This window comes from Xanthobacter flavus (assembly GCF_017875275.1).
Taxonomy (GTDB): Bacteria; Pseudomonadota; Alphaproteobacteria; order Rhizobiales; family Xanthobacteraceae; genus Xanthobacter; species Xanthobacter flavus_A.
This window is the reverse complement of the sequence record NZ_JAGGML010000001.1, coordinates 2,675,646-2,702,516: the sequence shown is the minus strand read 5'-3', so window position 1 is coordinate 2,702,516 and position 26,871 is coordinate 2,675,646. Positions and strand designations below refer to the sequence as shown.

Below are 26,871 nucleotides of genomic sequence, written 5' to 3'. Positions count from 1 at the left end.
CGGAAACGCCGAGCGATGGGCTCGTCGTCAGGTCACAGCGAGCGCTGGATCACCTCGACGCGGAAGCACTCGATCACGTCGCCAGCACGCATGTCCTGGTAGTTCTCGAAGGACATGCCGCAGTCCTGGCCCGCATGGACGGTGTTCACCGCATCCTTGAAGCGGTTGAGCGTCGCCAGCTTGCCTTCGTGGATCACCACGTTGTCGCGGATGAGGCGCACGTGCTGGCCCTTCTCCACGACGCCGTCGGTAACCTGGCAGCCCGCCACCTTGCCCACCTTGGAGACCAGGAAGATCTCCTTGATGAGGGCGTTGCCGAGCATGGTCTCGCGGTTGATGGGCGCGAGCAGGCCGCTCATGGCCTTCTTCACGTCATCCACGAGGTCGTAGATGATGTTGTAGTAGCGGATCTCGATGCCCGCCCGGTCGGCCGCGTCACGCGCTTCCTTGTTGGCGCGCACGTTGAAGGCGATGATCGCGGCGCCGGAGGTCTCCGCCAGCGTCACGTCGCTCTCGTTGATGCCGCCCGCGCCCGCGTGGATGATGCGGGCCTGCACCTCGTCGTTGCCGACCTTCTCCAGCGCGCCGATGATGGCTTCCACCGAGCCCGACACGTCGCCCTTGATGATGAGGGGGAATTCCTTCCGCCCGGTCGCCTTGACCTGGCTCATCATCTGCTCGAGCGAGCCACGCACGGTCGCGGACCGGGCCGCCGCCTTCTCGCGCTTCTGGCGCTGACGGTAGTCGGTGATCTCGCGGGCGCGGGCCTCATTCTCCACCACGGCGAGGCGGTCGCCCGCCTCCGGGGTGCCACCGAAGCCCAGCACTTCCACCGGAAGGGACGGGCCGGCGGTGTCCACATTGGCGCCGGTGTCGGAGATGAGGGCGCGTGCGCGGCCCCATTCGGCGCCGGCCACCACGATGTCGCCGACCTTCAGCGTGCCGCGCTGGACCAGGACGGTGGCCACCGGGCCACGGCCGCGATCGAGCTTGGCTTCCACCACGGTGCCCTCGGCCTCGCGGTTCGGATTGGCGCGCAGGTCGAGCAGTTCCGACTGGAGGGCGATGGCCTCCAGCAGCTTGTCGAGGTTGAGGTGCTCCTTGGCGGAAACCTCCACCTCGAGCGTCTCGCCGCCCATGCTCTCCACCTGCACTTCATACTGAAGCAGCTCGGAGCGCACGCGCTCGGGCTTGGCGCCGGGCTTGTCGATCTTGTTGATCGCCACGATCAGCGGCACCTTGGCGGCGCGGGCGTGGTTGATGGCTTCCACGGTCTGGGGCATCACGCCGTCGTCCGCCGCCACCACCAGCACCACGATGTCCGTCACCTTGGCGCCGCGGGCACGCATGGCGGTGAAGGCGGCATGGCCGGGGGTATCGATGAAGGTGATCTTCGAGCCCGAAGGCGCGGTCACCTGATAGGCACCGATGTGCTGGGTGATGCCGCCGGCCTCGCCGGACACCACGTTGGCCTTGCGCAGGGCGTCCAGCAGCGAGGTCTTGCCGTGGTCGACGTGGCCCATGATGGTCACGACGGCCGGGCGCGGCAGCAGGGTCTCGGGGGCGTCCGGGGTATCGAACAGGCCTTCCTCGACGTCGCTTTCCGACACGCGGCGCACCGTGTGGCCGAGATCGGTGGCGATCAGCTCGGCCGTGTCCGCGTCGACCACATCCGTGATCTTCAGCATCTGGCCCTGCTTCATCAGCATCCGGATCACGTCCACGGCCCGCTCCGACATGCGGTTGGCGAGTTCCTGGATGGTGATGGTCTCCGGCAGAATTACCTCGCGCAGGATCTTTTCCTTGCTCTCCTGCTGCCGGTGACCGGTCATGCGCTGGGTGCGGCGGCGGAACGACGCCAGCGAGCGCTGGCGCTCTTCCTCGCCCGACTGGGCGGTGACGAGCGTCAGGCGGCCGCGCTGCTTCTCCTGGCCGGCGGGCGCACGGGGCACCTTGACCGGGGCGACCGGGCGCGCGCCCGGTCCACGGCGGACCGCGCCGCCACGGCGCTCCTCTTCCTCGGTACCGCCCGGGGCCGGGGCGGTGGTGCCAGCGGGACGCGGGGTGAGCGGGCGGGCGCTGGTGGCGCCGGCACCGGCACCGGCAGGACGGGCGCTCGCGCCCTGGTCCTCGCCGCCGAAGCGCTTGCGCGCTTCCTGCTCGGCCTTGCGCTTCTTGTCTTCTTCCTGGGCGCGGCGAGCCTCGTCCTCGCGCTTGCGGGCCTCGGCGGCCTCGCGCTCGGCGCGCTCGGTGCGCTCACGCTCGGCGCGGCGACGGGCCTCCTCCTCGGCGGCGCGGCGCTCCTCGGCCATGCGCTGCTCTTCGACCGCACGGACGCGGGCGTCGGCGAGGGCGCTGGCGCGGGCGTTGCGCTCTTCCTCGGTCAGGGTGCGCAGCACCACGCCGGAACCGCCGGGACGCTGCTGGCCGGGACGCGACGGCGCGCCACCACCACCGGGGCGACGGTCACGATCCGATCCGGGCCCGCCGGAACGCGGCGGCTGTCCGGGACGCGACGGCGCGCCAGGGCGCGACGAGGACTGGCCCGCGGAACCGGGACGGGACGTCTGGCCGGAGGCGGAGCGCGGTCCCTCGGAGAGACGCGCGCCGGCAGGCGCCGACGGCCGGGACGCGGACGGAGCGGGCGCCGACGGAGCGGCCGGCTTCGGCGCGGCAGGAGCAGCAGCGACCGGGGCGGGAGCAGCCTCGGGCTTGGCGGGAGCCGGCTCGGCGGCGGCAGGCGCCGGAGCAGCAGCAGGCGCAGCCGGGGCCTTGGCCTCCACCGGAGCGGCGGGAGCCGGAGCCTCGGAAGCCGCAGCGGGCGCAGCCGGAGGGGCCGGAGGTGCAGCCGGGGCCGCCGGAGCCTTGGCCTCCACCGGAGCGGCGGGCGCGGGAGAAGGCGCAGGCGCAGCCGGTGCCGGAGCGGCAGCGGCGGGAGCAACCGGAGCGGGCGTAATCGGTGCGGGTGCGGCAGGACGGGCGGGCGCGGCCGGTGCGGCAGGCGCCTTCGCCTGCGCAGCCGGGGCCGCCGGAGCCGGCGCCGCGGGCGCGCTCCCATGGCCAGCCTCACCTGGGGCGATGACGCGGCGCTTCACCTTCTCCACCACGACCGCCTTCGAGCGGCCATGGCTGAAGCTTTGGCGCACCGTTCCCTGCTCCACCGGGCGCTTCAGCGTGAGCGTCTTGCCGGGGGCGGGATGCAGCGTCTTGTCGCCTGGGGTCTTGGTGTCGTTCATTCCGTATCCGTTCCTTGCATCCGGCCGGGGTCATGCGGGAGATCAGCACCATGGCTCAAATCATTGCCATGGCTGGGGTTTGGACCCTGCCCGGGCGTCTCGCCGAGGGACGTACCCGTCCGCCAGCGCGAGAGCCTGTGGCAGCGCTCCAGAAACCCTTTGGCCGTCGGATGCGCGAGTAGCGCCGCATGTACCACATTTGACCGCCCCAACGCCAAGTCCAAATCGATGCCGGGAAAGCAATCGACCGTGTGTACCGCACGGAAACCGGCGGCCTCGACCTGTCGCAGGAGGGCATTGAGCTTGCGCACCCCGTCCGGGCGCGCGTCACTGGCGTTGAGGACGACCAGCACATCGCCGGTGCCCAGGGCCGCCTCGACCTTGGTGAACCCCGTCACGACCCGTCCCGCCTTGTTGGCGAGGGAGAGGGCGGCGAGGGCATCCTTGTAAATGAGCCGATCCACCAGATCGGCGAGATCGGGCGCCGCCTTGCCACGGCCCTTGAAGGCGCGGCCAAAGGCCTTCTTCTTCAGCGCCGCGTCGAAATCGGCGCGCGTGGCCCCCACCCAGGCACCACGGCCGGGGAGCTTACGCGAAAGATCCGGGATGATGGCGCCGTCCGGCGCCACCACGAAGCGGAGCATGTCGGCCACCGGCAGCACCCGCCGCGTGGCGAGGCACAGGCGCGACAAGGGTGCCCGCGCCGCAGCCAGGCTGCGCGGCCCCTCGTCCGTCTCGTCCTCGTCCAGTATCGCGGGCACCAGTGGTCATCTCCTTGGCTCAGGCGTCTTCGGCCGGGGCGTCTTCGCCCTCGGCTTCAGGCTCGGCCTCGATCCAGCCCGCGGCGACGCGGGCCTGCATGATGAGGGCCTCGGCCTCCTCGCGGGAGAACTCGAAGCCGTCCAGCGCGCCGGCATGGCGGATGGTCTCGCCGTCCTTGCGCTCGCTCCAGCCGATGAGATCGTCGGTGGCGCAGCCGGCGAGATCCTCGACGGTCTTGATGTCGTTCTCGCCGAAGGCCACCAGCATCTTGGAGGTAACGCCGGGCACGTCCTTCACCTCGTCCTCGACGCCGAGTTCCTTGCGGCGGGCGTCGAGCGCCTCCTCCACCTCGGCGAGGTGCTTGAGGGCGCGGGACTGCAGCTCGGTGGCGGTGTCCTCGTCGAAGCCTTCGATGGAGGCGAGCTCGGAGATCGGCACGTAGGCGATCTCCTCCACCGAGGTGAAGCCCTCCGAGGTGAGCAGCTGGCCCATCATCTCGTCGAGATCGAGGGCCTCGGAGAACATCTTGGTGCGCTCGGCGAATTCCTTCTGCCGCCGCTCGCTCTCCTCCTGCTCGGTCATGATGTCGATGTCCCAGCCGGTGAGCTGGGTGGCGAGGCGCACGTTCTGGCCGCGACGGCCGATGGCCAGCGACAGCTGGGCGTCGGGCACCACCACCTCGATGCGCTCGCGGTCCTCGTCGAGCACCACCTTCACCACCTCGGCGGGGGCGAGGGCATTGACGATGAAGGTGGCGATGTCCGGATTCCAGGGGATGATGTCGATCTTCTCGCCCTGCAGCTCGTTCACCACCGCCTGCACGCGCGAGCCGCGCATGCCGACGCAGGCGCCGACCGGGTCCACCGACTGGTCGCGGGAGATGACGGCGATCTTGGCGCGGGAGCCGGGGTCGCGGGCCACCGCCTTGATCTCGACAATGCCGTCGTAGATCTCCGGCACTTCCTGCGCGAACAGCTTCGCCATGAACTGGGGATGGGTGCGGGACAGGAAGATCTGCGGGCCGCGCGGCTCGCGGCGCACGTCGTAGATGTAGGCGCGGATGCGGTCGCCGGTCTTCACGGTCTCGCGCGGGAGCAGCTCGTCGCGGCGCAGGATGCCTTCGCCACGGCCGAGGTCCACGACAACGTTGCCATACTCGACGCGCTTCACGAGGCCGTTCAGCACGTCGCCGATGCGGTCCTTGTATTCGTCATATTGCCGGTCGCGCTCGGCCTCGCGCACCTTCTGCACGATGACCTGCTTGGCGCTCTGCGCGGCGATGCGGCCGAAATCGAAGGGCGGCAGGGTGTCGGCGATGGTGTCGCCCACCTGCGCCGCCGGATTGTGGCGGCGGGCGCCGTCCAGCGTGATCTCGGTGGCGGTGTTCTCCACGTCGTCCACCACGAGCAGATGCCGCGCGAGGCGCAGCTCGCCGGTGCGCGGGTTGATGTCGGCGTGGATGTCCGTCTCCTGGCCGTAGCGCGAGCGCGCGGCCTTGGCGATGGCGTCCTCCATGGCGGCGATCACGATGCTGCGGTCGATGGACTTCTCCCGCGCGACCGCATCGGCGATCTGCAGGAGTTCCAGCCGGTTTGCGCTGACGGCGACCATCAGTGCTTCTCCTTCACGCTGCTGGCGTTGGCCGAGGAGGCGGCCGTCTCGAGGCCCGCCTTCTTCTTGGCATTGGATTTCTTGGACACGGGTTTCTTGCCCGCGACCTTGGATTTCTTGGCCTTCTTGCCGGCGACCTTGCCAGTGGCGCCCTTGTTGGCAACGGGGCCGCGCGCCGGAGCGGCGGGGGCCTCGTCTTCATCGCCGTCCAAATCGCCCGGCTCGAACGTGTCGTCGGCTTCCAGAGGATCGACGGTGTCGAGGAAATCCTCGGCATCCTCGTCGATCTCGTCGTCCACCGCCTGTCCGGCCGCCTTCGCCGCGCGCAGCGCCTCGCGGACCAGCGCGTCGGTCAGTACGAGGCGGGCATCGTGGATGTCGCGGAGTGGCAGGCGGACGGTAGGCTCCTCGTCGGCGCGCGCATCGGTGCGGCGCACCAGCGCATCGCCGTCCTCGGCGCCGGTGAGAATGCCGCGGAAGCGCTTGCGGCTGTCCACCGGCACGCTCATCTCCACCTTCACCTCATGGCCCGCCCAACGGACGAAATCCGACAGCCGCACCAGCGGCCGGTCGATGCCGGGCGAGGACATTTCCAGGCGGTAGGCGCTGGCGATGGGGTCTTCCACGTCGAGCACCGGCGAGAGGGCGCGGGAGGCGGCCTCGCAATCGTCGATGGACATGGTGCCGTCGGGACGCTCGGCCATGATCTGCACGGTGCCGCCGTCGCGGTTCGTCACCTTCACGCGCACCAGCCGGTAGCCGAGGCCGCCGAGCACGCCGGAAGCGATGGCGGCGACGCGGGCCGCCACGCCGGTCTCGGTGATGAGGCGCGGCTCGTTGGGATCGTCCAGCACGGCGTTGATCTCGGTCATGTCACTCCGGGCGCGGACTGTTCGCATCGGCTTCCGCCATGCGCCGTCCGCTGGTTCATTTGCGCCGGACGCGGCGGCTTGGCACCGGCGCCCGAAATTCTTCTTCAGCCAGCAGCCCGCCCGACGCCCGAGGGCGCATCCAATGTCGATGGACACCGGATAAGCAGAAAAGGAGCGGGTCCCGACCGGGGCCCACTCTCATCACCTTCGACTGCGATGGCGCTGAGGCATCCCCATGGGGGACGGCGCTAATATAGACGGAAATGACGCGCACGCAAGTCCGGCGTTCGCGTCCGTGCTTTGCCGGCAACGATCTGCGATTCGCGCATGGCACGTCCGCCGATCCCGAACCGCATCGCCGCAATTGCGCCGCACGGGGGGTGTTCCTGCCCGCCGACCGCGTTCCGCCTCGACCCGTCGATGGCGACGCCCGGCGCTGAAGCGCTCGCCATCGCCACGATGACGCGTCCGCGCCCGATCCGCCAAAGCTGCCGGATCAACCAGACATTCGAACCGCCGTCCCGAGCGAGGATCTAGTCCTTGCGTTTCTCGTTCGGGCCGCGCGACCGCCGGGATGGAGCGATCTGTCCCGGCGGTGCATCTTTTCAGGCGAGCCCGTCCAGCTCCTGATCGGTCAGCGCGCCCGGCACGATGGTGACCGGGATGGGAAAGCGCGCCGCATGGCCGGCGGCCAGCGACGCGACCAGCGGCCCCGGCCCTTCCTTCCCCGTCCCGGCCGCGAGCACCAGGATGGCGATGTCGCGGTCCTCGCGGATCACCGCGCCGATGGCCTCGGCCAGCGCACCTTCGCGGATCACCGTTTCCGGGGCGATTCCGGCCACCTGCCGCGCCCGTGCGACATATTTGGCGAGCCGGGCCTCCATCTCCTCATGGGCCTCGGCCCGCATCAAATCGGCGACGCCCAGCCATTGCTGGCTGACGCCTTCAAGCTCCAGAACGCCCAGCATCACCACCCCGCCCTCGGTACCGGCGGCGCGGCGGGCGGCGTAATAGACGGCGCGATCGCATTCGGGCGTGTCGTCCACCACCACCAGGAACTTCCGGCGATGCCCGGGCTCGCGGCTCTGTCGGGTCGGGATCATGTCGGCGCTCTCCCGGATCGGCTCTCTGGGGCGGGGCGCATGGTGGCACGGCGGCGGGGGCGCAGGGGAGAGGATTCTCGGCGTCTCCCTCCCGGTTCGCATTGACCGCCGCTTAGTTTAGAGGGAGGCGTCAGAGGCAATCGCGACGCCGCCCGGCGTCCGAAGGGGAAAGGACCAAGCCGTGTCGGAACTCAAGCTCGAACAGGCCCAGACCATCGTCACGACGGCCCTCGCCCATGCCCGGGCGGGCGGCATGAACCCGCTCGCCATCTGCGTTCTTGATGGGCGCGGCGCGCTCAAGGCGGCCGGCTCCGAGGACGGCACCAGCCTCAACCGCATGGATATCGCCCTCGGCAAGGCCAAGGGTGCGCTGGCGCTGGGCATGGGCTCGCGCTCCCTGTTCAAGCGGGCGAAGGACCAGCCCTTCTTCATCGCCGCCGCCACCTCCGCCATCGGCGGCTCGCTCATCCCGGTACCGGGCGGCGTGCTGATCCGCTCCGGCGACGGCAAGGTGATCGGCGTGGTCGGCATCTCCGGCGACACCTCCGACAATGACGAGGCCTGCGCCATCGCCGGCATCACCGCCGCCGGCCATGCGGCCGACCAGGGCGCTGACTAACAATCCGGCCGACCAGGGCGCTGACTGAGCCACCGGAGGCGGCGAAACATTCCGCTGGCCGGGCGCGGAAATTTAGCTATAGTCCGCCGCGCGGACGGTGCCCCTCGGGGCGCCGCGTTTCCCGTTGGCAGCTTAATATGCTGACGGCAATACGGAAACGGCAACGGATGGTCATTGGACCGATCCCGCGTTTCGCACAGCTTCGACCGTGCTGGACGACATCCCGGCCCGGCCGAACGGAGATCGAGAGCCCGCCGCTACCTCTACGAGGGACCCGGCACAAGGGCTTCCGCCTCCTCCCCACTCTCTGTTGAAAGGATTGACCGATGTCGATCACGGCGGAGCGCAAGCAGGCGCTCATCAAGGACTTTGGTGCCAAGGACGGCGACACGGGTTCGCCCGAGGTGCAGGTTGCGATCCTCACCGAGCGCATCACCAACCTCACCGAGCACTTCAAGTCCCACAACAAGGACAACCACTCGCGTCGCGGGCTTCTCAAGCTCGTCTCGCAGCGGCGCAGCCTGCTCGACTATCTGAAGAAGAAGGACGAGGGCCGCTACAAGTCCCTCATCGGGCGTCTGGGCATCCGCCGCTGACGCCGGTTTCCGGCGCCGGCCGGGCGACAGGCTGGCGCCGCGCGCCCCCGCCACGGGGGCGCATATACGCAGCGGGCATGGGGCCTGCTGCGGGTCCGTGAATGGAAGAAGCCATGGCAGGATCGCCGGACGCAACCGTCGGAGCCCCCGTATGAGGGTTTGGCTTCGCGCGGCGCGTCCGGCCGTCTTGCTCATGGCTTTTTTCGTTCGCGCCTGAACTGAAAGAGCAAGACATGTTCGACATCCACCGCGAAGAGCTGGACTGGGGCGGAACCACCCTCACCCTCGAGACGGGCAAGATGGCCCGCCAGGCCGACGGCTCCGTGCTGGCCACCTACGGCGACACCAAGGTTCTCGCCACCGTCGTTTCGGCCAAGGAGCCGAAGCCCGGCCAGGATTTCTTTCCGCTGACCGTGAACTATCAGGAAAAGACCTACGCGGCCGGCCGCATCCCCGGCGGCTATTTCAAGCGCGAGGGTCGTCCGTCCGAGAAGGAGACGCTGGTCTCCCGCCTCATCGACCGCCCGATCCGCCCCCTGTTCCCCGAGGGCTACAAGTGCGACACCCAGGTGGTCGTCACCGTGCTGGCGCATGACCTCGAGAACGATCCGGACGTGGTCGCCCTGGTCGCCGCCTCCGCCGCGCTGACCCTCTCCGGCATCCCCTTCATGGGTCCGGTGGGCGCCGCCCGCGTCGGCTTCATCGACAATGAATACGTGCTCAACCCCACCGTCGACGAGGTGAAGGAAAGCTCCCTCGACCTCGTGGTCGCCGGCACGGGTGACGCGGTGCTGATGGTGGAATCGGAAGCCAAAGAGCTGCCCGAGGAGATCATGCTCGGCGCCGTGATGTTCGGCCATCGCCACTTCCAGCCGGTGATCCAGGCCATCATCAAGCTCGCCGAGAAGGCCGCCAAGGAGCCCCGCACCTTCGCGCCGCTCGACGTCTCGGAGATCGAGGCCAAGGTGAAGGAGATCGCCGAGCACGATCTGCGCGCCGCCTACAAGATCAAGCAGAAGCAGGACCGCTACGCCGCCGTCGGCGCCGCCAAGTCCAAGGTGAAGAAGTATTACGAGGAGCTCGCCATCGGCGGCACGTCCGTGCCGAACCCGCAGGTGGTCTCCGAGGTGTTCAAGGCGCTCGAAGCCAAGATCGTGCGCTGGAACATCCTCGACGACGGCATCCGCATCGACGGCCGCGACGTGCGCACCGTGCGCCCGATCGTCTCCGAGGTCGGCATCCTGCCGCGCGCCCATGGCTCCGCGCTGTTCACCCGCGGCGAGACGCAGGCCCTCGTGGTCGCCACCCTCGGCACCGGCGAGGACGAGCAGTTCATCGACAGCCTGGAAGGCACCTACAAGGAGCACTTCCTGCTGCACTACAACTTCCCGCCCTTCTCCGTGGGCGAGACCGGCCGCATGGGCTCGCCCGGCCGCCGCGAGATCGGCCACGGCAAGCTCGCCTGGCGCGCCATCCACCCCATGCTGCCCGCCAAGCACGAGTTCCCCTACACCCTGCGCGTGGTGTCGGAGATCCTCGAGTCGAACGGCTCGTCCTCCATGGCCACCGTCTGCGGCACCTCGCTGGCGCTGATGGATGCGGGCGTCCCGCTGCGCCGTCCGGTGGCGGGCATCGCCATGGGCCTCATCCTCGAGGATGAGAAGTTCGCGGTGCTCTCCGACATCCTCGGCGACGAGGATCACCTCGGCGACATGGACTTCAAGGTGGCCGGCACGGAGCAGGGCGTGACCTCGCTCCAGATGGACATCAAGATCGCCGGCATCACCGAGGAGATCATGAAGGTCGCCCTCACCCAGGCGAAGGACGGCCGCGTCCACATCCTCGGCGAGATGGCGAAGGCCCTCACCACCGCCCGCGCGGAACTCGGCGAGCACGCCCCGCGCATCGAGGTGATGAAGATCGCCGTGGACAAGATCCGCGAAGTGATCGGCTCCGGCGGCAAGGTGATCCGCGAGATCGTCGAGAAGACCGGCGCCAAGATCAACATCGAGGACGACGGCACCATCAAGATCGCGTCCGCCAATGGCGAGGCGATCAAGGCCGCCATCAACTGGATCAAGTCCATCGCTTCCGAGCCGGAAGTGGGCCAGATCTATGAGGGCACCGTCGTGAAGGTGGTGGACTTCGGCGCCTTCGTGAACTTCTTCGGCTCCAAGGACGGCCTCGTCCACGTGTCGCAGATGGCCAACGAGCGCGTGGCCAAGCCCTCCGACGTCGTCAAGGAAGGCGACAAGGTGAAGGTGAAGCTCATGGGCTTCGACGAGCGCGGCAAGACCCGCCTGTCCATGAAGGTGGTCGACCAGGCCACCGGCGAGGATCTGGAAGCCAAGGCCAAGGCCGAGCGCGAAGCCGGCCGCACCGCCTCCGAAGGCGAGGCCGGCGCGGCGGAGTGATCCTCCGCATCAGCGTTGAATAGAGACGGGCGGCCGCGAGGCCGCCCTTCTTGTTTGAGGATGCACCCCCTGGCTACGGACGGCCAGCGGACGCTCGCTTTGGTGACGAGGCCCCCTCAGAACAGCTTCAGCCCCGGCGGCAGCGCCAACCCGCCGGTGAGGGACTGCATCTTTTCCTGCATCACCCGCTCGGCCTTGCCCCGCGCATCGGCCAAAGCGGCGACGATGAGGTCTTCGAGGATTTCCACCTCCTCCGGTTTCACCAGCGAGGGGTCGATGCGCACCGCCTTGCATTCGCCCTTGGCCGTGACGCGCACCGAGACGAGGCCGCCGCCGGAGCTGCCTTCCACCTCGACCGTCTCCAGCTCCGCCTGCATCTGCTGCATGCGGTCCTGAAGCTCCTTGGCCTGCTTCATCATGCCCATGAGGTCGCGCATGGTACTCCTATCCCTTGCTTGAGCAATTCCAGCGAAAGTGCGAACCGGTTTCGCGTCCGGAATTGCGTAAAAACAAACAAATAGAGCACACCCGGTGTGCTCTAGAATTCGATCTCGTCGTCGGCGCCCGGGCCGGCGAGGTAATCCTCCTCCGAGGGCGCGAGGCCCTCGTCGGCGGGGGGCTCCTCGCGGGTGCGCACGTCCACCACCTCGGCGCCTGGGAAACGGGCGAGCACGGCGGCCACCAGCGGATGGGCCTTGATGCCCTCCTCCCGCTCGGCCTTCACCGCCGCATTCTCCTCCGCCAGCGTCGGCCCGCCGGACTGGGAGGAGACGGAGACCATCCAGCGCCGGCCGGTCCAGTCGTTGAGCTTGCGGGAAAGATCCTGAATGAGGCTGCCCGGCGCGCCGGGCACCAGCGCCACCTCGATGCGCCCGTCCTCCACATGCACGGGGCGCAACTGCGTCTCGATGCCGTGCTTCAGGGCAAGGTCGCGGCGGGCTGCGGCAAGGGCCGCCACGTCGGCGAGGCTGCCGAGGCGCGGCCCCTCGGCAGGCAGCGCCGCGCGGGCATCGGTGCGAATCTCTTCGCGCGGCTGCGGCCGGGCTTCCGCCGGGCGCGGCGCGAGGGAGAGGCGCGGACCGCCACCACCACCCCCGCCGCCGGAGGGCAAGGACGGCGCGGCGGGCGCGGGGACCGGCTGGTCCTTCAACCGCCGCAGGGCCTCGTCCGGGGTCGGCAGGTCGGCGGCATAGGCGAGGCGCACCAGCACCATCTCCGCCGCCTGGGCGGGCTTCGGCGCCTGCTGCACTTCGCCGATGCCCTTCGAGAGCATCTGCCAGGCGCGGGCCAGCACCCGCATGGAGAGGCCCTGGGCCATCTCGGAGCCACGCACCCGCTCGGCCTCCACGAGCGCGGCGTCGTCGGCCGCATCGGGCACGATCTTCAGGCGGGTGACGAGATGGGTGAAATCGGCGAGGTCGGTGAGAATGACGGCGGGGTCGGCGCCGGAATCGTACTGGTCGCGGAATTCCGCCAGCGCGCGAGCGATCTCGCCCTTCATCAGCGCCTCGAACAGGTCGATCACGCGCCCCTTGTCGGCGAGGCCGAGGAGGCGCCGCACCTCGTCCGCGCCCACCGTGCCGCCGCCGTGGGCGATGGCCTGATCCAGCAGGGACAGGCTGTCGCGCACCGAGCCCTCGGCCGCGCGGGCGACGATGGAGAGCGCCTCCGGCTCGATGGTGACGCCCTCGCGCGCGCAGATGCCGGAGAGGTGCGCGGCCAGCGTGCCCGCCTCCACCCGGCGCAGGTCGAACCGCTGGCAGCGGGACAGCACGGTGACTGGCACCTTGCGGATCTCGGTGGTGGCGAAGATGAACTTCACATGCTCCGGCGGCTCTTCCAGCGTCTTCAGCAGCCCGTTGAAGGCCGCAGTGGAGAGCATGTGCACTTCGTCGATGATGTAGACCTTGTAGCGCGCCATTACCGGGCGGTAGCGCGCGCTCTCGATGATCTCGCGGATGTCGTTGATGGAGGTGTTGGACGCAGCGTCCATCTCCATCACGTCCACATGGCGGGATTCGATGATGTCGCGGCAGTGCTTGCCCATCACCGCAAGATCGAGGCTCGGCCCGCCGGGGGCGCCGTCCGCCGGCTCGTAGTTCAAAGCGCGGGCAAGGATGCGGGCGGTGGTGGTCTTGCCCACGCCGCGCACGCCGGTGAGGATATAGGCCTGCGCGATCCGCCCCGAGGAGAAGGCATTGCGCAGGGTGCGGACCATGGCCTCCTGGCCGATGAGGTCCGCGAAATTCTGCGGGCGGTATTTGCGCGCCAGCACCCGGTAGGCGCCGGGGGAAGCCTCGGTGGGTGCGGTCTGGGCGGGCGCTGGGGCGGCAGGCGTCGGCGCAGCCTCGGGCAGGCCGAGGTCGAAGCCCGGTCCGTCCTGCTGGTCGTCGATCTGCTGCTCGTCGCTCATCTGGCTGCCTTCGGGGCCGTCGCTGGCCTGTCCCATACATAGCATCGCGCGCCCGCACGTCGATGGCCGCTGCGCCAAATCCCCGCCGTCCACGGCTTTGCAGGCCGCAGAGCCGAGAATGCTGGCGTCCGGAGCCCGGCCGTGCTTACACCCGGTCGCCCCCAAACCTTGGACCAGATCGTGACCCAGCCTTCCCCCTACATCGCCATCGTCGGCGCCGGCCCCGCCGGGCTCGCGGCCGCGGAGGTGTTGTCAGCGGCGGGGATGCGGGTGGCGCTCTACGACCGCATGCCATCCGCCGCGCGGAAATTCCTGATGGCGGGGCGCGGCGGGCTCAACCTCACCCATTCCGAGCCGGCCGACGCCTTCCTCGCCCGCTACGGCACGGCGGCGGAACGCCTCGCCCCCGCGCTGGCCGCGTTCCCGCCGCAGGCGCTGCGCGACTGGGCGGCGGGGCTGGGGGAGGAGACGTTCGTCGGCTCCAGCGGCCGCGTTTTCCCGAAGAGTTTCAAGGCCTCACCTTTGCTGCGCGCCTGGCTGGGCCGGCTGGCGGCAAACGGCGTCACCTTCCATCCCCGCCATGACTGGCGGGGCTTCGACGCCGCCGGTGCCCTGCTGTTCGAGACGCCGGACGGACTGGCCGAGGTGAAGGCGGATGCCGTCATCCTCGCCCTCGGCGGCGCCTCCTGGCCGCGGCTGGGATCGGATGGCGGGTTCGTTCCGGCGCTGCGAGCCCTCGGCGTGGCGGTGAAGAATTTCGTGCCGGCCAATATGGGCGTTCTCGTCCCATGGTCCGAGGTCTTCCGGCAGAAGTTCGCCGGCACGCCGCTGAAGCGCATCGCCCTCACCTTCAACGGCGTGACGGTGAAGGGCGAGGCCATGGTGAGCGCGTCCGGGCTGGAAGGCGGGGCCGTCTACGCCCTCTCTGCGCCGCTCCGGCGGGCGCTGGCGGACGGCCCCGTGATCCTGCACGTGGATCTACGGCCCGACCTCGACGGCGCAGAGCTGGCGAAGCGGCTCGGCGGCGGGCCGGGCAGCGCCTCGCTCTCCACCTTCCTGCGCAAGGCGGCGGGGCTCGCGCCGGTGGCGGTGGGGCTCATCCGCGAGGCGACCGGCCCCGCGCGGCCTGATCCGGCGACGCTCGCCCGCCTCATCAAGGCGTTGCCGCTGACCGTCATCGGGCATGCCGGGCTGGAACGGGCGATCTCGTCCGCCGGCGGCATCGCCTGGGATTGCATCGGCCCGGACTTTTCGCTGCTCGGACTGCCGCCCCATCTGCCGCCGGTGTTCGTTGCCGGCGAGATGCTGGATTGGGAGGCGCCCACCGGCGGGTATCTCCTTCAGGCGGTCATCGCCACCGGCCGGACCGTCGGAGAAGGCGCAAAGGCCCGCCTCAGCCGCTGAAGCCGCCGTTCGCGAGATAGTCTGCCTCTTCCGGCGTGGTCGCGCGGCCGAGGATGACATTGCGATGGGGGAAACGGCCGAAACGGTCGATGCACTCCTGGTGGATGAGGGCATAGCGCACACCCTCCTCCTGCCCCAAAGCACGATAGAGCGCGACGCATCTCGCCTGCGCCGCCCGGTCCTCGGCATGCATGAAGGGCAGATAGAAGAAGCTGCGCAGCGCATCGGGAATGGACGGGTCCTTGTCGAACCCCCGATCCAGCGCCTTCTGAGCCGCCGCCAGCGCCATGGCATCCGTGGCGAAGGCCTGCGGCGTGCCCCGGAAAACGTTCCGCGGCACCTGATCCAGCAGGATGATGCGGGCGAGCGCGCCGGGCGCGGTGCCCTGCCAGCCGTCGAGAGCGCTTGCCGCCGCCGCCTCATGGGCTGGCAGCAGGGCGTCGCGGACCTCGGCGTCGAAGGCCGGGCCGCCGCCGAACCACTTCTCGCGGCCGGCGGCCTGCCAGAAGGAGAGCACCGCTTCGGATGTGGGGACGCGGGCGCTCATCGGGCCATCCCCGGAGGCGCCAGCGGGTTGTCGGTGAGCGCGGCACGGTCCGGCATGTCCACCTGCGGGATGCCGAGGAAGGCGTTGAACAGGCGGGCGATCACCTGCGGGTCGAGGTCGCGCACGATCATCACGAGGCGGCTCCTGTGGTCGTCGTCGGGCCAGCCGGGAAGGCGGGCGGGCGGGTGCATCACATGCTGCACGGCATGAAGCACCACGGGCGTCTCAGGTTCCTCGGCAAGCTTCACGATGCCCTTCATGCGCAGCAGGCTGGCGCCATGGGTCGCTCGCAGCAATTCGAGGAACAGGTCCAGCGTCGCGGCCGGAATGGCGGCGTCGGTGGCAAGGGTGAAGGCGCGGATGCGGCTGTCGTGCCGGTTGGGGTCGAGACCCGAGGGATCGACCTCGGCCTGCGCCGCGGCGACGTCCTCGGCGGCGAGCCAGCGGGCGACATCCGGGATCCGCGTCTTCGCATCGAACAGGCCGGCGCCGAGCAGCGCGTCCGCCGTCGCTTCCCCCGCCGCCGCATCCACGATCTTCGCCGCCGGGGCGAGCCGATGGAGCCGCGTCCTCAGCGCGTCGAGGGCTTCGGTGTCCGTGACGAGATCGGTCTTGGTGAGGACGATGCGGTCGGCCACCGCCGCCTGCTTCACCGCCTCGGCATGGGCGTCGAGGGTAGCGTCGCCGTTCACCGCGTCGACCACGCAGACGATGCCGTCGAGCCGGTAGCGCAGGCCGAGATAGGGATGGGTCATCAGCGTGTGGATCACCGGCGCCGGATCGGCAAGGCCGGTGGTCTCGATGACGACGCGGGAGAAGGGCGGCAGGCGATCGTTGTCGCGGCCGCGCAGCAGATCCTCCAGCGCGGCGACGAGATCGCCCCGCACTGTGCAGCACAGGCAGCCGGAGGACAGCATCACGATGCCCTCCTCCACCGACCGCACGAACAGATGGTCTAGCCCCACCTCGCCGAACTCGTTGATGAGGACGGCGGTGTCGGCCAGCGCGGGGTCGGCCAGGAGGGCGTTGAGCAGGGTGGTCTTGCCGGCGCCGAGAAAGCCGGTGAGCACGGTGACGGCGATGGGCGCGGGCGGGCCGCGGCGCGGCGTGGCGGCTTCTGGTGCGGAAGCGCCTTGCTGTGGGAGTGCGTCGGAGGAGCCCGGCATGGGACGTTTCCCGGCAGGAGGGATGGATTGCCTCCCTGCCTCTACGAGACGGTCTGCGGGGTCAAGAGTGCGGTTGGCAGCAGGCGAAGACCTGCCGCCTTATGTCGCCGATGTTCTGCGAGGAACCGGCGACCAGCGTCTCCGAAACGCCAGGGTTGGCCGGCGATCTACGTCGCCGGTTTGGGGGCCGGTGCGGTTGCCTCGGGTTTGGCGGGCGCGGGGGCCGGCTTGGGCTTGGGCTTCGGCGTGGCCGTGCTTCCGGCAGCGACGGCGCCCTGCGGCTGCACCTGCTTCTTTTCGGCGGAGGCCGGCTTCTTCGCATCCCCGCTGGGCTTGTCCCCGCTGGCCTTGGGCTTGTCGGAGGTGGCGGCGGACTTGCTGTCGGGCTTCGATCCGGCAGCCGCCTTGGGCTTCTTCGGCGGATCGGGCTCGTAGGCGGTGGCGTAGTCCTCCACCGCGTTGCGCGTGCCCACATAGACCGGAACGGGCGGCATGGAGGGCGGCAGGGTCTGCAGCAGCTCGGCGCCGGACTTGGGCAGCGCGGGCGTCGCGAAGGAGAAGCTGGAGCTCGCCTGCGGATCGGGCTCGTCGTCCGCCTCGGACGCGGTCACGGCGCGCTTGCCGCCGCACACCTCGGCCCGCATGTCATAGATCGGCCCGCTGCTGTTGGGGATTGCGGACAGGAGCGGGGCGGCGGCGCCGAACACCGACCAGGACGACTGGAAGCCCTTCTCGAACAGCAGCGCAGCCTGCTCGGTGCGGGCGGTGCCGGAGCGGGCGCCGAGAATGACGGCGATGAGGCGCTTGTTGCCGCGCGTCGCGGTGGCGACGAGATTGTAGCCGGAGCCGCAGACGAAGCCGGTCTTCATGCCGTCCGCGCCGGGATAGCGGTCGATCAGGCGGTTGTAGTTGCGCAGAACCACCTTGCCGATCTTGATGGCGGGGATGCGGAACAGGGCCTCCTGCTCCGGGAAATGATAGATGATGGCGCGCGCCAGGATGGCGAGATCGCGGGCCGTGGTCACCTGGTCGGGGTCCGGCAGGCCGTTGGGGTTCTCGAAATGGGTGCCGGTCATGCCGAGGTGGGCGGCGGTGGCATTCATCTCGGCGACGAAGGCAGGCATGGAGCCGGCGACCCCCTCGCCCACCAGCCAGGCCATGTCGTTGGCCGACTTCACCAGAACCATCTTCAGGGCGTTGTCGAGGGTGACGACGGTGCCCACCTTGAAGCCCATCTTGGACGGCTGCTGCGACGCCGCCGCAGGCGAGACGGGGATGGGCGTATCGAACTTCAGCCGGCCGTTGCGCACGGCGTTGAGCGCCACATAGACCGTCATCAGCTTGGTGACGGAAGCGGGATGCCAGGGGCGCCCGGCCTCCTTCTGCTCGATCACCCGGCCGGTATCGGCCTCAACCAGCAGGATCGGATTGGCACGGGCCGGGGCGGCGGCGGCGAGCACGAGCCCGAAAACGGCCAGCAGGCAGCCGATAAACGAGGCTCGGAGGGCGAAACGTGATGTCGTGGGCGCCAACCGATCCGCTCCCTGTTGAGAAATCGCGCGCAGGAACTGCCCTTCCATAACCGGTTTCGCTTGCGCGGAAAAGGCGCAATGGGGCGCACGGCCGATGCGGCACAGGTCGAAGCCTCGCCTAGTCTGCCACAATTCTGCCCTACTCCTTTAATGCGCGAAACCTTTACGACGAAGACTTCAGCTTGTCCTTGACGGTACGCAACCCCGAGCCGCCGCGCTGGTTCACGTCTCGACGATCAACGCCGACGCCGGCCGCTCGGTCTCTTCCGCGCCTGCCATGAACTGTGCGCGGGCGAGCGCCGCGAAGCGTCCACCAAGGCGCACCAGCTCCTCGAACGTGCCGGCCTCCACCACCTGCCCATGCTCGAACACCAGGATGCGGTCGGCATTGCGCACGGTGGCGAGGCGGTGGGCGATGACGAAGGTGGTGCGGCCCTTCATCACCTCGTCCAGCGCCGCCTGCACCTTCACTTCGGTGGCCGCGTCCAGCGCGCTGGTCGCCTCGTCGAGGATCAGGATGGGCGGGTTCTTGAGCAGCGCGCGGGCGATGGACAGGCGCTGGCGCTCGCCGCCGGAAAGCGCGCGGCCGCGCTCACCCACCACCGCCTGGAGGCCGAGCGGGTTGCGCTCCACCAGCTCCAGCGCCTGCGCGCGGGCCAGCGCCTCGCGCATCTCCGCCTCGGTGGCGTCGGGCTTGCCCACCCTGAGGTTGTCGGCGATGGAGCGGTTGAACAGCAGCGGCTCCTGGAACACCACGCCGATGGCGTGGCGCAGGGAGGAGAGCGTGACGTCCCGGATGTCCTCGCCGTCGATGCGGATGGCGCCCGATTGGGGGTCGAACACCCGGTGCAGCAAGGCGAGGGCGGTGGACTTGCCCGCGCCAGTCGTGCCGACGAAAGCGAAGGTCTGGCCGGGCTCGGCGTGGAACGACACGTCCGCCACCGCCGTGCGCTTGCCGTCATAGGAGAAGGACACGTCGTCGAACGTCACGTCGCCCTTCACCGGCGGCAGGGGCTTGGCCCCCGGCCGGTCGCGCACCGCGCCCACCGTGTCCAGCACATCGAAGAACTGGGCGAGCTGCGGCGCCGACATCATCAGCCGGTTGAAGAAGGACACGGTGTGGTCGAGGCGGCCGATGAGCATGTTGGCGAAGGCGACATAGGTGACGATGTCGCCGATGTTGGCGAGGCCCTGCATGTAGAGCCACGTGCCGATGAGCAGGATGGCGAGGATGGTGAGGGTGGTCGCCGCCTTGGTGGCCATGGACACCATGGCCCACCACGACAGCACCGGAATCTGCACCGCCAGCACCCGGTTCACCGTGTCGCGGAGGCCCGAGACCTCGGCCTCGGTGCGGGTGTAGCTCTGGATCACCGCCACGTTGCCCAGCGCGTCGGAGGTCTGCTCGGCGAGGTCGGAATTGTATTCCTCCACCTGCCGCTGCATGGCCTCGGTGCGGCGGATGACATAAGCGGTAACGGCGCCGAACACCGCCATCAGCACGATCAGCACCAGCCCCAGCCGCCAGTTGAGGTAGATGCCCACCGGAACGAGGATGATGAGGGAGAGGATCGCCGCGCAATCCTCCCGGAAGAAGGACAGCCAGAGCCCCCACAGGGCGTCGACGCCTTCCAGCATCACCTTCAGCAGGCGGCCGGAATGGGTTTCCCCGTGGAAGCTCAGCGGCAGTTGCAGCACATGCTCGAAATATTGCGTCAGCACGCCCAGCCGGCGCCGGTGGGAGAGGCGGTCGGCGTGGAGCGAGATCAGCACGCCGGCGCCGATGTTGAACAGGCCGAAGCACACCCAGGCCGCGAGCAGCGGCACGAGGTCGTCGGTGTGCGGCAACCGCTGGGCGGCCTGGGCGGTGGCCAGCGCATCGATGATGCGGCCGAACAGGATGGGCTCGGCGAACTGGGACACCGCCAGGGCGAGGTTCGAGCCAGCCAGCAGCGCCCCCAGCCGGGCCTCCGGTCCGAGGAGGCTGATGGTGCGGGCATAGACGCGCAGAAGGCTCATGCGGACGGGCTCCGGTCCCTTTGCGCCACAAAAGCGAAGGCGGGGCCATGTTGCAAGGGGATGGGACAAATGCCCCCGTGCCGCGCCCGGGCAGGCAGCGCCTCGCTTGACATTCGGCGGGCCGCCCGCAGTCTGCGGACAGCTTTGGCGGGGGTCTCGATTGGGCGAGGAACAGGCGACGGACGCGCGGATCGCGGCATCCCCATTGGCATCCCAGGCGCCGGATCATTCCCTCGAGGCCAGCGCCGCGCGCATCCTTGCCCGCCATCGCGACACCATCAAGGTGCGCAAGCCGCATCTTGCGGTAGCCAATCTCGCCCGCATCCTCGGCGCGGCGCTGACGCTCGCCAACCGCCACGGCTTCCACGCCATGACGCTGCGCCAACTGGCGGAGGAATCCGGCCTCAGCATGGGCGGGCTCTATTCCTACCTCGACAGCAAGGACACGCTGCTCCTCATGATTCTGGAGGAGGTGGCAGAGGCGGCGGAAGGCGCCCTCGCCGGAGCGCCGCAGGCGGTGCGCGCGGACCCGGCCCGGCACCTCGCCTGGCTCATCGAGCGGCACATCCTCCTGACCGAGGCCATGCACCCCTGGTTCGTCTTCGCCTACATGGAGGCGAAGGCCTTCCCGCCCGAAGCCCGCAAGCGCGCGGTGGAGAGCGAGCGCACCACCGAGCGCATCCTCGCCGACGCCATCGCGGAAGGCATGGGACAGGGCACGTTCGCCGCGGGCGATCCGCTGTTTGCGGCGACGCTCATCAAGCCGCTGCTGCAGGACTGGTATGTGAAGCGCAGCAAATACCGTGAGCGCGGCATCGAGGCTCCGGCCTATGCGGAAAAGGTCAACGCCTTCGTGCTGAAGGCGCTGGCCTGACGCTCAGGTGAAGGCCGCCGCCCGCGCGGCGAAGGCTTCGGCGAGGCGGCCGGTATCTGCCGCGCCCTCGGCTGCCGCATTGCCGGCCCTGGCCCGCGCTGCGATGCCTTCGAAGATCACCGCCCAACGGAATAAGGCGAACGCCATGTGGAAGGCGGTCAGCTGCGCCCCGTGGGTCGCGGCGGCCTGATAGGCCTCGACGAAATCGGCACGGGCGGGAATGCCCAGCGCATCGAGGTCGAGCCCGTCGATGCCGCCATATTCCTCCGGCCGCGACACCCAGGCCATGGCGCAATGGGCGAGGTCCGCGAGGGGATGGCCGAGCGTCGACAATTCCCAGTCCAGCACCGCCACGACCTCGGGCCGGGTGGGATGGAACATGAGGTTGCCGATGCGGTAGTCGCCATGGGCGATGCGGCTGGTCTCGTCCGCCGGCACATGCTCCGGCAGCCAGGCCACGAGGCGGTCGATGTTGGCGTCCTCGCGGGTCTTGGAGAGGTCCCACTGGCGGGTCCAGCGGGCGATCTGGCGGCTGAAATAATTGCCGGGGCGGCCGAAGTCGGACAGCCCGACGGCGGCGGGGTCCACGTTGTGCAACGCTGCCAGCGTCTGCGCCATGGCCGCGTACATGGCCCGGCGCTCCTGCGGCGTCACGCCGGGCAGGGTGCAGTCATGGAAGACGCGGCCGTCCACCTTCTCCATGACATAGAAGAGGGTGCCGATGACGGACCTGTCCTCGCACAAAGCGAGCACGGGCGGCACCGGCACGCCGGTGCCGGCCAGGGCGTGCATGATGCGGTATTCGCGATCCACCGCATGGGCGGACGGCAGAAGCTCGCCCGGTGGCTGCTTGCGCAGCACGAGGGCGCGATCGTCATAGGTGACGAAGAAGGTGGGGTTGGATTGCCCGCCGGAAATGGCCTCGAAGCGCGGCGCGCCGGAGAGACCAGGCACGCGGGCCTTGAGCCACGCATCCAGCGCGGCGGAATCGAAGCCGAGGGAGGAGGTCTGATCGCTCACGCCGCTCCTCCCGCCACCGGCCAGTTCCAGAAATCATCGCCTTCCTTGTCCAGGAAGCGGTTGAGCACCATCTCGTGCACCGCATCCGCCCCGTCCACGATGCGGGCCTGCCGGGCGTAGCGGTAGATCCACTCCAGCACCGTGTCCTTGGAATAGCCGCGCGCGCCGTTGATCTGGATGGCGGTGTCGGCGGCGAGATGCAGGGTGTTGGCGGCCTTGATCTTGGCCATGGAGATTTCCTTGCGGGCGAGCCCGCCGCGGTCCAGCTCGAAGGCCGCCTTCATGACCAGCAGGCGACCGATCTCGATCTCCATGGCGATGCGTCCAAGCATGGTCTGCACGCTTTCGCGATCGGCGAGCCGGATGCCGAAGCCCTCGCGCACCGCCGCATAGTCGCGGGCGATGGCCACCGAGCGCATGGCGAGGCCGAGCCAGCGCATGCAGTGGGTGAGCCGCGCCGGGCCGAGGCGAATCTGGGTGACCTTGAGGCCGTCGCCCTCGTTCATCAGCACATCCTCGGGCGGGATGGTGAGGCCGTCGAACTCCAGCTCGCAATGCCCGCCATGCTCTTCCGGCCCCATGATGGGGATGCGCCGCACGATGCGCCAGCCCGGCGCGTCGCGGTGGAAGGCGAAGGCGGTCAGGCCCTTGCGCGCATCGTCGGAGGTGCGGGCGACGATGATGAAGTGCGCCGCCTCCTCCGCGCCGGTGATGAACCATTTGCGGCCGTAGATGCGGTAGGAGCCGTCCGGCTGCTTCTCCGCCCGGGTGAGCATCATGGACGGGTCGGAGCCGCCGCCGGGGTGGGGCTCGGTCATGACGAAGGCGGAGCGGACCTCGCCGCGGGCGATGGGGGCGAGCCAGCGGGCCTTCTGGTCGGCGGTGCCGACCTGCTCCAGCACCATCATGTTGCCGTCGTCGGGGGCGGCGGAATTGAACACCACCGGTCCGAAAATGGAGCGGTTCATCTCCGTGTAGCAGACCGCCATGCCCATGCGGCCGACACCGAGGCCGCCATTTTCCGGCTTCAGCTGGAGGCACCAGAGCCCTTCCGCCCGCGCCTTCGCCCGCAGGCGCTCCAGCAGCGCGGCGGCGATGTTCTCGTGCGCGTCATAGGCCGACGGGTCGCTCTCAAGCGGGATGATCTCCTGCGAGACAAAGCCGGCGATGCGGCTGCGGAGGTCTTCCAGGGCCGGCGAGATGGTGAAGTCCATGGATGCGCCCTCAGGTGCGATCAGAAAAACGAGCGAGCGCTCGCTTTTTATATCGGATGCACGGCGTTGGCAACGGCTCCGGCGGCCGTGCCGCCGGTTAACACCGGCAAATCGGACGTTGAACTTGCCTACTCCGCCGGCGTCTTGGACGCGGCGGCCCTTGCTTCCGCCTCGGCCTTCGCGGCGGCGGCCTGCTCCTTGCCGGCCAGGCGCAGGCTAAGTTCGCGCGCGCCGAGCAGGGTCAGGGCGAAGGCGAACGGCACGATGTAATAGAACAGCCGGAACACCAGCAGCGCGCCGAGCAGTTCCGCCTTGTCGAACTGCGGCAGCGCGACCAGCAGCGCCGCGTCGAACACCCCGAGACCGCCCGGCGCGTGGCTCGCGAAGCCGAGCAGGGTGGCGGTGACGAAGATGACCGACAGGCTGATGGGGTCGATATAGGGCGAGGCCGGCATCAGCATGTACATGGCGGCCGCGCACAGGCTGAGGTCGAGGATGCCGATGCCCACCTGCAACAGGGTGGTGGGGCCGCGCGGCAGCGTGACGAACCAGCTCGAGCGGCCGATGGTGCGTGGCGCCAGCGACACCCAGGTGATGTAGGCCACCAGCGCGCACAAGGCGCCGACGCCGATGAGCCGGTTCACGAAGGGCGGCAGCTGGTCCACGGCGGTGGCCGCCTCGGGGTGCAGCGTGATGCCGAGGCCGAGCACGGCGATGTTGCCGAGCCAGAAGGTGAGGCCGGCCACGAAGCAGATCTTCGCCACGTCGATGGCGCCGAGGCCCCAGGCGGAATAGATGCGGTAGCGCACCGAGCCGCCGGTGAAGACGGTGAAGCCCACGTTGTGGCCCACCGAATAGGAGCAGAAGCCGGCCAGCGCCGCCGTGCGATAGGGCACATGGCCCTTGCCGATGGTGCGCAAAGCGAACCAGTCATAGAAGGTGAGCGTCAGATAGGCGCCGGCCACCAGGAAGAAGGCGATGGCTACGTCGCGCGGATTCTTCTCGCGCAGGGCATCCAGCACATCCGACCATTTGAGGTTGTGCAACATCCGGTAGAGCACGACCGCCGCAAAGGCGATCACGATCAGGCTCAGGATGAAGCCAAGGCCATGCAGGCCCACGCGCTCCTTGAAGAACGTCGATACTCTCACCGCCAGAGTGCGCGCAGCCATATCGTCACCGTTCCCCCCGCCCGCGACGACGTCGGACGCCCCTGTTGTAGTTTGGTCCCCTGCCCTATGGGGAGCCTTTTTTTGAGGCGCGTCGATCGCGGTCAGGCCGTCTTTCGGTTCGTGAAACACTATAAGCCCTGCCTGAGGCTGGGATCGGACGAGCCGCCGGTGCCGGAGCGGACGCTCAGAGCTTCACCGGATAGCCGATCTCCACCGTCCGGGCGCGCGGCAGGCCGAAACGGTCGACCGAGCGCTCGGCATTGCGCGCGAGGAACGCGAAGACGTGGGCGACCACGTCCCTCAGCTTGATGACCTCATCGGGCGGGATGATCCGCTCGTGGCCGATCACATAGATCGCCGCGTCCGGATCGATGCCCCGCGCGCTCAGCGCCGGACCCAGCACCGACGGCACGTCGATCTGCTGCATGTAGCCGAACCGCAGATCGACCCGCACGAACCCCTCGTTGAGGGTGGTCACCTTGACCCTGTCCTCCACCGACACCCGCGGACGGGCGGCGATCCAGACCGAGACGATGACCGCCTTCTCGAACCGGACCTTGAGCAGGTCCGCCATTCGGGAAAGGGCCACGGGCGTCATCGCACCCGCACGAGACAGAAAGATGGCAGTGCGCGGCGCCTCGACATCGTTCACCCGGTCCTTGCGGGCGACGAAATTGTCGAGAGGTTCGGTGAAGCGCACCTGCTGGGCCACCACGGCCTCGAGGCCGCGCCGCCAGCTGACCATCACGAAGATGATGACCGCCGCGATGGAGAGCGGCAGCCAGCCACCGTCGTGGATCTTCGTCATGTTGGCCGAGGCGAAGGCGAGGTCCACCGTCAGCAGGCCGGCCGCCATGGCCCACACCGCGAAGGAGGGCCAGCCCCACGCCCGCTTGACCTGGGCGATGAACAGGATGGAGGTGGTCACCATCGCGAACGCCACCGCGATGCCGTAGGCCGAGGCCAGCCGCTCGGAGGCCTCGAAGCCCAGCACCACCGCGATGCAGGCGATCATCAGCAGCCAGTTCAGCCGGCCCACATAGATGTGCTGCTCGTTGTGCTCGGAGGTGTAGCGGATGCGCATGGGCGGCAGATAGCCCAGCTCGATGGCCTGCTTCGCCAGCGAGAACACGCCGGTGATGATCGACTGGGACGCGATCACCGTGGCCGCCGTCGCGAGGAACAAGAGCGGCACGTCGAACATGTCGGGGCAGAGGTCGTAGAAGGGATTGCGGACCGCGCTCGGGTCCACCAGCAGGATCGCGCCCTGCCCGAAATAATTGAGCAGCAGCGCCGGCATGGCCACGAACAACCAGGCCCGCGCGATGACCGGCCGGCCGAAATGGCCGAGGTCCGCATAGAGCGCCTCGCCGCCCGTCACCGCCAGGAAGCAGGCGCCAAGGATGACGCCGGCGAGCCCGGGATGCTCGACCATCAGCATGATGCCGTGGCGCGGATCGAGGCCGGCGATCACCTGCGGCGCCTGGACGATGCCGTAGACGCCGAGCGCCGCCAGCGATCCGAACCACAGCAGCATCACGGGACCGAAGAAGGAAGCGATGCGCTCGGTGCCGAGCCGCTGGGAAAAAAAGATGGCGAGCAAGACCAGGCAGGTGAGCGCCACCACCCAGTGCTCCAGCTCCGGCGAGATGACCTGCAGGCCTTCGATGGCCGAGAGCACGGAGATGGCCGGGGTGAGCACGCCGTCGCCGATGAGCATGGCGGCCCCAAGCAGGCCCGCCGCAAGCAGGTACCACCTCAGCCCGATGGCGCTGCGATGGAGATCGAGCAGGGTGACGAGCGCGAGGATGCCGCCTTCGCCGTCGTTGTCGGCCCGGAGCACGAGGAAGACGTACTTCACCGTCACCGAGAGGATGATGCTCCAGGTGATGAGGGACAGCAGGCCGAGCACGTCGGCGCCGATGAAATTGGTTCCGCCCACGGCCAGGACGCCCTGCTTGAGGGCGTAGAGCGGGCTCGTGCCGATATCGCCGAAGACGACGCCGAGGGCGCCGATCTCCGCAGCGAACGGCAGGGTGCGCGAACGGTCGCGGGAAAAGCTGGTGGACATGGAGGGCGGCTGCCTCTCAGCCGGGCGCGAGCGTCAGGGGTGCGCGCGGCGAAACGCAGCCGGAGCACCGGCCAGCGGTAGGATGGGCATCGCAAAGAGATGCATCGCGCAGAAAGGAGTCTCGCGAGAGTCGCACGTAACCGTTCAAGGCCAAGCCCCCGCAACTAGTCCCCTCAACACGCCCCGCTGCAGATCTCCGCCTCGAGCATCCTGAGGCCTGAACCCG

The 26,871-nt window shown here is 69.1% G+C and carries 20 protein-coding genes; 5 read left to right on the top strand and 15 right to left on the bottom strand.

From position 1 onward, the window contains the following. Positions 1-32: 32 nt before the first annotated feature. The 5 genes from infB to J2126_RS13005 form a co-directional block, all read right to left on the bottom strand. Positions 33-3,236, bottom strand: a complete 3,204-nt coding sequence (gene infB / locus J2126_RS13025) for a translation initiation factor IF-2 (protein ID WP_209487376.1) — start codon at positions 3,234-3,236, stop codon at positions 33-35. Beyond that, positions 3,233-3,997, bottom strand: coding sequence for an RNA-binding protein (locus tag J2126_RS13020; RefSeq protein WP_348634297.1), 765 nt, complete (start codon positions 3,995-3,997; stop codon positions 3,233-3,235). Before J2126_RS13020 ends, infB begins: the two co-directional genes overlap by 4 nt. Before the next feature lie 19 nt (positions 3,998-4,016). Next, positions 4,017-5,609 (bottom strand): transcription termination factor NusA, encoded by a 1,593-nt coding sequence (gene nusA, locus J2126_RS13015; protein WP_209487375.1) that lies wholly within the window; start codon positions 5,607-5,609, stop codon positions 4,017-4,019. After that, entirely contained in the window at positions 5,609-6,481 is an 873-nt protein-coding gene (gene rimP, locus J2126_RS13010) for a ribosome maturation factor RimP (RefSeq protein WP_209487374.1), read from the bottom strand. The genes nusA and rimP overlap by 1 nt, the downstream gene beginning before the upstream one ends. Before the next feature lie 605 nt (positions 6,482-7,086). Next, positions 7,087-7,584, bottom strand: a complete 498-nt coding sequence (locus tag J2126_RS13005) for a universal stress protein (protein ID WP_209487373.1) — start codon at positions 7,582-7,584, stop codon at positions 7,087-7,089. Between the two features lie 181 nt (positions 7,585-7,765). Here J2126_RS13005 and J2126_RS13000 point away from each other — a divergent pair, with 181 nt between their 5' ends. The 3 genes from J2126_RS13000 to pnp all read left to right on the top strand — a co-directional run bounded on the left by J2126_RS13000 (position 7,766) and on the right by pnp (position 11,213). Beyond that, on the top strand, positions 7,766-8,203 hold the full coding sequence (locus tag J2126_RS13000; protein WP_209487372.1) for a GlcG/HbpS family heme-binding protein: 438 nt from the start codon (positions 7,766-7,768) through the stop codon (positions 8,201-8,203). A 326-nt stretch (positions 8,204-8,529) separates the two neighbouring features. Next, positions 8,530-8,799, top strand: a complete 270-nt coding sequence (gene rpsO, locus J2126_RS12995; RefSeq protein ID WP_024281319.1) for a 30S ribosomal protein S15 — start codon at positions 8,530-8,532, stop codon at positions 8,797-8,799. A gap of 233 nt (positions 8,800-9,032) precedes the next feature. Next, positions 9,033-11,213 (top strand): polyribonucleotide nucleotidyltransferase, encoded by a 2,181-nt coding sequence (gene pnp, locus J2126_RS12990; protein WP_209487371.1) that lies wholly within the window; start codon positions 9,033-9,035, stop codon positions 11,211-11,213. A 116-nt stretch (positions 11,214-11,329) separates the two neighbouring features. Here pnp and J2126_RS12985 read toward each other — a convergent pair whose 3' ends face one another. Continuing rightward, positions 11,330-11,650 (bottom strand): YbaB/EbfC family nucleoid-associated protein, encoded by a 321-nt coding sequence (locus J2126_RS12985; RefSeq protein ID WP_209487370.1) that lies wholly within the window; start codon positions 11,648-11,650, stop codon positions 11,330-11,332. A 101-nt stretch (positions 11,651-11,751) separates the two neighbouring features. Beyond that, positions 11,752-13,626, bottom strand: coding sequence for a DNA polymerase III subunit gamma/tau (locus tag J2126_RS12980; RefSeq protein WP_209490110.1), 1,875 nt, complete (start codon positions 13,624-13,626; stop codon positions 11,752-11,754). Between the two features lie 180 nt (positions 13,627-13,806). Between J2126_RS12980 and J2126_RS12975 the strand changes: the two genes are divergently transcribed. Further along, positions 13,807-15,030: a TIGR03862 family flavoprotein gene (locus tag J2126_RS12975; RefSeq protein WP_209487369.1), complete on the top strand. Its 1,224-nt coding sequence runs from the start codon at positions 13,807-13,809 to the stop codon at positions 15,028-15,030. Here J2126_RS12975 and J2126_RS12970 read toward each other — a convergent pair. The 4 genes from J2126_RS12970 to J2126_RS12955 form a co-directional block, all read right to left on the bottom strand. Further along, entirely contained in the window at positions 15,020-15,577 is a 558-nt protein-coding gene (locus tag J2126_RS12970; RefSeq protein ID WP_209487368.1) for a DUF924 family protein, read from the bottom strand. The two genes, J2126_RS12975 and J2126_RS12970, sit on opposite strands and share 11 nt — an antisense overlap. Further along, the gene (locus J2126_RS12965) at positions 15,574-16,743 is read right to left on the bottom strand and encodes a CobW family GTP-binding protein (RefSeq protein ID WP_209487367.1); all 1,170 of its coding nucleotides are present in this window, start codon (positions 16,741-16,743) and stop codon (positions 15,574-15,576) included. Before J2126_RS12965 ends, J2126_RS12970 begins: the two co-directional genes overlap by 4 nt. A gap of 167 nt (positions 16,744-16,910) precedes the next feature. After that, positions 16,911-18,275, bottom strand: coding sequence for a D-alanyl-D-alanine carboxypeptidase family protein (locus tag J2126_RS12960; protein ID WP_245327305.1), 1,365 nt, complete (start codon positions 18,273-18,275; stop codon positions 16,911-16,913). A 222-nt stretch (positions 18,276-18,497) separates the two neighbouring features. Further along, complete coding sequence (locus tag J2126_RS12955; RefSeq protein WP_209487365.1) at positions 18,498-20,294, bottom strand: glucan ABC transporter ATP-binding protein/ permease; 1,797 nt, start codon at positions 20,292-20,294, stop codon at positions 18,498-18,500. 160 nt (positions 20,295-20,454) lie between these two features. On the opposite strand from J2126_RS12955, the gene J2126_RS12950 reads away from it, so the two are divergent. Further along, complete coding sequence (locus J2126_RS12950) at positions 20,455-21,168, top strand: TetR/AcrR family transcriptional regulator (RefSeq protein ID WP_245327304.1); 714 nt, start codon at positions 20,455-20,457, stop codon at positions 21,166-21,168. A 3-nt stretch (positions 21,169-21,171) separates the two neighbouring features. Here J2126_RS12950 and J2126_RS12945 read toward each other — a convergent pair whose 3' ends face one another. The 4 genes from J2126_RS12945 to J2126_RS12930 form a co-directional block, all read right to left on the bottom strand. After that, on the bottom strand, positions 21,172-22,188 hold the full coding sequence (locus tag J2126_RS12945) for a phosphotransferase family protein (protein ID WP_209487363.1): 1,017 nt from the start codon (positions 22,186-22,188) through the stop codon (positions 21,172-21,174). Next, positions 22,185-23,402 (bottom strand): acyl-CoA dehydrogenase family protein, encoded by a 1,218-nt coding sequence (locus tag J2126_RS12940; protein ID WP_209487362.1) that lies wholly within the window; start codon positions 23,400-23,402, stop codon positions 22,185-22,187. The genes J2126_RS12945 and J2126_RS12940 overlap by 4 nt, the downstream gene beginning before the upstream one ends. 128 nt (positions 23,403-23,530) lie before the next feature. After that, entirely contained in the window at positions 23,531-24,574 is a 1,044-nt protein-coding gene (locus tag J2126_RS12935; protein WP_209487361.1) for a lysylphosphatidylglycerol synthase domain-containing protein, read from the bottom strand. 184 nt (positions 24,575-24,758) lie between these two features. Continuing rightward, entirely contained in the window at positions 24,759-26,645 is a 1,887-nt protein-coding gene (locus J2126_RS12930; RefSeq protein WP_209487360.1) for a potassium transporter Kup, read from the bottom strand. Between the last annotated feature and the right edge of the window lie 226 nt (positions 26,646-26,871).